Below are 6258 nucleotides of genomic sequence, written 5' to 3'. Positions count from 1 at the left end.
TATAAATGACGACATTCTGCTCTTTCGGATAGGAGCGGACAGGAGATTTTATGTCAAAATACAGGGATGACACCTCTAAGAAGCCCATAAAGATAAGGGGGGGCTTAGTTTTTTAGAGGAAAGGTACAAATTCTTTGCCTATATTCATACTGTCCGAAAAATAGAAATAGAAAAGGTATTGATTGTTGTGGTTTCTCTCAAAAAGCAGTTATCGTGGCGAAATTATTTGAAACAATGGAAAAACTGTAATGAATTAAAACATCAAATTATGAACAATCATATTCAGGTTGCAATAGTGGACGACCACAAGATTATTGCCGACGGACTGGAACGGTTAATCAATGAATCAGAAACAACTTCCGTCATCGGCAAGGCTTATTCTGTCGCCGGGTACTGGGAACTGTTGAAAGACAAACAGCCGGATGTACTGTTACTCGACATCAGTATGCCTGACGGTAACGGCATCGACCTGTGTCCGAAAATCAAGGCAAACAAGTTACGGCGAACTTGTTTCCATCACCCGCGCTTTGGATGCAGGGGCAGACGGCTATGTTTTGAAAAATTCCCTGCCTGAAGAACTTATCGAAGGTATCTGTACAAGTCGCATCCGGCGAACGCTTTTTATGCGAGAATGCGAATATTACGCTCCGAAAAAACGAGAACAACCCGATAGAACTTACCCGCCGCGAATTGGAACTGCTGCAATTAATAGCTGAGGGTTACACCCTGCCGCAGTTAGCCGACAAGATGTTTCTGGGCATTAATACCATTCGCGACTACCGCCAAAAACTGAATATTAAACTTAATACTCACAATACTGCGCAACTGTTGCAGAATGCCAAGACATCATTGGAGTTAGTGTGAGAAATTATTGTTTGCCTACATATTTTTTGCTATCTTTGTCGGCGAAATGAGTTATTTGAAAGCATGAAAAACTAAGTGTATATCAGCACTTTCTCATCTACTTATCCGTTGCCTTTTTCATGCGAAGTTTTCCCATATTGCTGAAAGTCAAGCAAATTCCCTCTGACTGCAACAATTGTAGTAAATAATCTGCATAATAACACTCGATAACACTAAATAGCAATATGGAAACATATTTTTTGAGATGAACTTCTTATATTTGTACTAAAAATAAATAAATCTATGAAAATTTCGTTTTTAGTGTTTTTTCTTGGTATTTCTACTTGTTTTTATGCACAATCGTATTCCCTGAAAGGGATAATAACAAATGAGAGCAATCAACAAGTAGAAGCCGTGACTTGTATATTACAGAATATAGAGGACAGCCTTTCAGTCGAAACAGTAATAACAGATAAACTCGGTGAGTTTAGTTTTACAAATCTATCCAATGGCAGCTATATACTAACTTTACAGCACATGGCATATGAGAAGTTGGAGCAAATAGTCAAGATTGAAAACAGCGATATAGAGACACCTCCCTTTGTATTAGCATCTCTTAGCAAAGAATTAGGCGAAGTGGTAGTCAGCGCCGAACGACCGGTAGTTAAAGCCAAAGAGGGGAAACTTATTTATGATGTTCCTATGCTGATCAAGAATAAGGTAGTGTCCAATGCTTTCGAATCGCTGCAAAATGTACCGAGTGTAATCGGTACAGGAGACGACATACAATTGATAGGAAGCTCGGGATTTACCATACTTATAAACGGACAGTTGACTAGCATGACTAAAGAGCAATTAATCAGCCTTTTGAAAACAATCCCCGCCTCCCGCGTTGCCAATATAGAAATCATGTATAGCGCTCCGCCTCAATACAATATACGTGGGGCTGCTATCAATGTAGTCCTGAAAGATCAGGAAGCAGGAGTGCCAACATTAATGGGCGAAGGAAATGCGGAATACAATCAGGCTCACTACGCATCTTACAAAATGAGGGGTAACCTGGTATATACAAAGTCATCTTTTAATGCGGATCTGACTATCGGTATAGGTAAATCGAAAGGTTGGGGCGAAAGTCATATGTACGCAAAACATCTTTTCGACAATCATATATACGACATAACTCAAGACAATAAGTCCCTCTCGGATAGTAAAGATCTTAATACCCGTCTGGGATTGGGATATACATTTAAAAATAAGGATAAAATAACCTTCGCTTACACCGGAAATTATGAAGACATAGACTCCAATCCAGAATCTAAAACTGTTTTCTTACAAGATCAGAATCCATATACAACCATCAACTCAAAAAGTAATAAAAAAGGGAACAGGTATTTGCATAATGCAAAAGTTGAGTATAATTCTCATAAAGAATTCAAAGCCGGAGTTGATTATACATTCTTTAACGACCCTGCTATTGAAAAATATTATGATTCAAATGGCTCTGTTACACAAACGTCATTTAAAACAAGCACAGAACAACGGATCAGTAACTTGAAATTATTTGCAAACCATGCTATTACTGTCAGTAAAGAGTGGAAACTCAGCTACGGAGGCAATTTTTCATACTCAAAAAATAATAACCGCTACGACTATTACAAGAATCCTGAAAGTGAAACGATAGATTCTATAAACAATACCAAGTAGAAAGAACATAGTGCGACTATATTCGCCGGATTATCTAAAACTTTCGGCAAATTATCGGCTCAAGCTTCTATTTCCGGGAACTATTTTCGGGCATCGATAGATATTATGGGGAAGAAAAAAACACTATGGAACGACTTCCAGCCTTTTGTCAACGCAAATATCACTTATATGCATAATCCAAAACGAATATTACAATTATCCTTTTCATCGGATATAAACTATCCTCCCTATTGGGCTCTGAGTTCCGATGTTTTCAAGATCAATGCATACTCTTCGGCACAAGGTAATCCCGAACTGAAATTTTCAAGAGTTTACAAGACCCAACTGAATTTCATCATGAACCAAAAATATGTTTTAGGTGGTTATTACGAATACAATCCCGATCATTACATTCAATTGCCGTACCAATCACAGGATAAACTGGAAAATATGTTCCAGATGGTGAATCTCGATTACAGCAAACAATACGGTATATTCTTCGTCGTACCGTTCAAAGTGAAAAATATATGGGATGCGAGCGCGAATATCGTACTGACACGGCAGGAAGAAAAAGATGACAACTTTTATGACCTGCCATATAAAAGAAACATAAATTCGTTTGTCCTTCAACTAAGGAATACCGTAAACATATCTTCCAAACCAAATATAAAACTCGATGCATCCGGATTTTATATGAATGGAGCAATACAGGGAATTTACGACATAAAGAAAATGTGGAATATCACAGGAGGATTGAAATGGACATTTTTGGATAACAAGGCTGAGCTAATGGCGCAGGTACAAGAAATTCTGCGGAGTGGGGCCAGAACCAAAATCGATTATATGAATCAGTACAACACAATGAATATCAAAGCTAACTCACCGGTTTTCAGACTATCTTTCACATACCGTTTTGGCAATTACAAAAAACAAAAAGTGGACGAAATAGATACATCAAGATACGGCCGATAAACTCTATTCTTCAATACAAACACTAGAAAATACCTCTGAAGAGCGATCTTCGGAGGTTTTTAATTAACTTTGCAACAAAATATACGATAAGAATGCATAAATCCGGATTTGTAAATATAGTCGGCAATCCCAATGTAGGTAAATCCACATTGATGAACCTTTTAGTAGGTGAAAAAGTATCGATCATCACATCGAAGGCACAGACTACCCGCCATCGTATCTTAGGGATCGTAAACACCGAAGATTATCAGATTGTATATTCCGATACTCCGGGAGTCCTTCGTCCGAACTACAAATTGCAGGAATCTATGCTCAGCTTTTCAGAGTCGGCTTTGAGTGATGCAGATGTTCTTCTTTATATGACAGACGTTGTAGAGAAAACAGATAAGAACGAAGAATTTTTGCAAAAAGTACAAAAAGTGGACGCTCCTGTACTTTTGCTAATAAACAAGATAGATCAAACCAATCAACAGGAACTGGAAAAGATGGTAGCTCAATGGAAAGAACTTCTGCCAAAAGCTGAAATATATCCGATCTCGGCATTGAATAAATTCAATGTAGATGTGATAAAAAACCGGATATTACAATTAATACCCGAATCGCCTCCATATTTTGAAAAAGATGCTCTGACAGACCGGCCTGCCCGATTCTTCGTCACAGAAATTATAAGAGAAAAAATCCTGCTATACTATCAGAAGGAGATACCGTATGCAGTAGAGGTCATAGTGGAAGAGTTTAAGGAAGAAAAAGATATAATCAACATCAGGGCCCTGATAATTGCCGAACGCGACACACAAAAAGGGATTATTATAGGGCACAAGGGCGCTGCCCTGAAAAAGGTGGCGACTATGGCAAGACTGGATATAGAACGTTTCTTTAATAAGAAAATATTCCTTCAAATATTCGTTAAGGTAGAAAAGGATTGGCGAAGCAGGGACAACCTACTCCGTCAATATGGATACCGTCTGGACTAATTTTATTCTTCTATATTATAACCTACCGACTTCAAATCATCCCAATAAGCGGGATATGACTTCGTAACCACTTTCGGGTCGGCTATTGTTATTGCTCCTAATTTTATCGCTGCCGGCGCAAAGGCCATTGCCATACGATGATCTTCGTAAGTTTTTATTACTGGATTTTCTTCCGGTTGGCAACGCTCGCCATTCCATTCTAAAATACTATTCTCACTATCATAGATGAGGTAGCCGAGTTTTTTCATTTCATTTTTCAGAGCTTCTATCCTATCTGTTTCTTTTATTTTCAAGCTTTGCAAACCTGTAAACAAAAACGGGATATTCATCATACAGCAGGTTACAACAAATGTCTGTGCCAAATCGGGTTCATTCACAAAATTATGAAACATCTTTTTTGTAACCCTATTCGTTTTAACTAACGTTACGCCTGTTTCGGTAAATTCTGTCGCAATCCCTAAATCGGTAAAGAGTTCAGCTACTTTAGAATCACCTTGCATACTGTTCTTAAATAAACCTGTCAACTGAATCTGGGCCTCATCTGCCAAAGCTGCCATCGCATACCAATATGAAGCAGCCGACCAATCCGATTCTACAATATAGTGTACCGGCTTGTATTCTTCATAATGCATTCTTATAGTATTGCCTTCCCAGTGAGCCTTAACGCCAAACTGAGCCATCATACCCAAGGTCAGCTTAATATATGGCACGGAGATAATTTCGCCTTCAAGATGTATAGTCAGTCCTCTGCTCATAGTAGGTGCAATCATTAATAAAGCCGAAATAAACTGCGAACTAACATCTCCGGACAAATAAATTTCCCCGCCATCAATAGCTGTACCTTTAATTTTTAAAGGAGGATACCCTACTTTTCCTAAATATTGTATGCGCGCACCTAAAGTGACTAAAGCATCTACCAAAATATGGATAGGGCGCTCCTGCATCCGTTCGGTACCTGTAATAATCCATTCCCCGGGAGTAATAGTCAAAAACGCAGTCAGAAAACGCATCGATGTCCCGGCGGCTTTTACATCTATCAGATTACTCCCCGAGGTAAAAGCTTCTACCATGACAGCCGTATCGTCACAATCGGATAAGTTTTCTATATCGAAAGAATTCAGGCTTAGAGCATTCAGTATAAGAGCCCTGTTACTTATACTTTTCGATGACGGAAGTTTTATCTTTGAATTGAATAATACGGGCGCCGTTATTTTATATTGCATAGATAAATTTTTAAAACTTGTACTTGTACGAAAGTAAACAAAAACCCATAAAGAACTCAAGGCTTAAGTTTAAATGATTATCCGCAAAGATACCATAAAAAACGATGTGATAATAACAATACAAAGATACGATATACCAGCGGATTAATAAAATTCAGTAACATCCTATTGATAACCAGTTCATAACATATTCATTTGCATTGGTTTCCCGAAGGGGAAAAAGCAGGAAAAGGTGTTTTTAAGCCATACTTCCGTTACCAATCCGTTGCCTTTTTTGATCGGTGAAAACCACTGCTAAAGGTAGCAAAACAACCGTACCTGCAAAGGGAAACAGCAGGATAATCCATCCTTTAGTAATCAAATTTACCCGGAAGCCTTTCCCTCCCTGTTCAGCCCTGTTTTTCATAGCATCAGCTCATTGATCTATAACTTAAATGGACTTTGTTGCAACGGTATTGTAAAAGAAGGGTTACAGGTGTATTTTTGTATTTGCAAATTCAAAAAAGTAGATATATGAGTACCTCACCGATAACCCAGATCAAAGATAAATATAAAATCAAGAA

Annotated in this window: 6 protein-coding genes and 1 pseudogene; 5 read left to right on the top strand and 2 right to left on the bottom strand. The window is 38.2% G+C overall.

Going from position 1 to position 6258, the window contains the following annotated elements:
• Positions 1-268: 268 nt before the first annotated feature.
• The 5 genes and pseudogenes from ACYPZI_RS15305 (at position 269) to era (ending at position 4472) form a co-directional block, all read left to right on the top strand.
• Positions 269-574 (top strand): response regulator transcription factor, encoded by a 306-nt coding sequence (locus ACYPZI_RS15305; RefSeq protein ID WP_459603138.1) that lies wholly within the window; start codon positions 269-271, stop codon positions 572-574.
• Entirely contained in the window at positions 562-864 is a 303-nt protein-coding gene (locus tag ACYPZI_RS15300) for a response regulator transcription factor (RefSeq protein WP_459603140.1), read from the top strand. Before ACYPZI_RS15305 ends, ACYPZI_RS15300 begins: the two co-directional genes overlap by 13 nt.
• 282 nt (positions 865-1146) lie before the next feature.
• Positions 1147-2547 carry a carboxypeptidase-like regulatory domain-containing protein gene (locus ACYPZI_RS15295; protein ID WP_459603136.1) on the top strand — a complete coding sequence of 467 codons (1401 nt, stop codon included), beginning with the start codon at positions 1147-1149 and terminating at the stop codon, positions 2545-2547.
• Between the two features lie 15 nt (positions 2548-2562).
• Positions 2563-3498: pseudogene (locus ACYPZI_RS15290) on the top strand (outer membrane beta-barrel protein); the annotation flags it as partial.
• Between the two features lie 92 nt (positions 3499-3590).
• Positions 3591-4472, top strand: coding sequence for a GTPase Era (gene era / locus ACYPZI_RS15285; protein ID WP_459603134.1), 882 nt, complete (start codon positions 3591-3593; stop codon positions 4470-4472).
• A gap of 2 nt (positions 4473-4474) precedes the next feature.
• On the opposite strand, the gene ACYPZI_RS15280 is transcribed toward era, so the two are convergent.
• Together ACYPZI_RS15280 and ACYPZI_RS15275 are read right to left on the bottom strand one after the other, a co-directional pair.
• Positions 4475-5695, bottom strand: a complete 1221-nt coding sequence (locus ACYPZI_RS15280) for a 3-phosphoshikimate 1-carboxyvinyltransferase (RefSeq protein WP_459603132.1) — start codon at positions 5693-5695, stop codon at positions 4475-4477.
• 238 nt (positions 5696-5933) lie between these two features.
• Positions 5934-6101, bottom strand: a complete 168-nt coding sequence (locus ACYPZI_RS15275; RefSeq protein ID WP_459603130.1) for a hypothetical protein — start codon at positions 6099-6101, stop codon at positions 5934-5936.
• Positions 6102-6258: the final 157 nt, after the last annotated feature.

It is taken from the genome of Dysgonomonas reticulitermitis (genome assembly GCF_054601275.1).
This window is presented reverse-complemented; position numbering and strand designations above follow the sequence as displayed.

Bases quoted from the DNA above. Each gene is read 5' to 3' on its own strand.
- ACYPZI_RS15295 (WP_459603136.1), top strand. From the start codon at position 1,147: ATGAAAATTTCGTTTTTAGTGTTTTTTCTTGGTATTTCTACTTGTTTT.
- era (WP_459603134.1), top strand. From the start codon at position 3,591: ATGCATAAATCCGGATTTGTAAATATAGTCGGCAATCCCAATGTAGGT.
- ACYPZI_RS15280 (WP_459603132.1), bottom strand. From the start codon at position 5,695: ATGCAATATAAAATAACGGCGCCCGTATTATTCAATTCAAAGATAAAA.
- ACYPZI_RS15305 (WP_459603138.1), top strand. From the start codon at position 269: ATGAACAATCATATTCAGGTTGCAATAGTGGACGACCACAAGATTATT.
- ACYPZI_RS15275 (WP_459603130.1), bottom strand. From the start codon at position 6,101: ATGAAAAACAGGGCTGAACAGGGAGGGAAAGGCTTCCGGGTAAATTTG.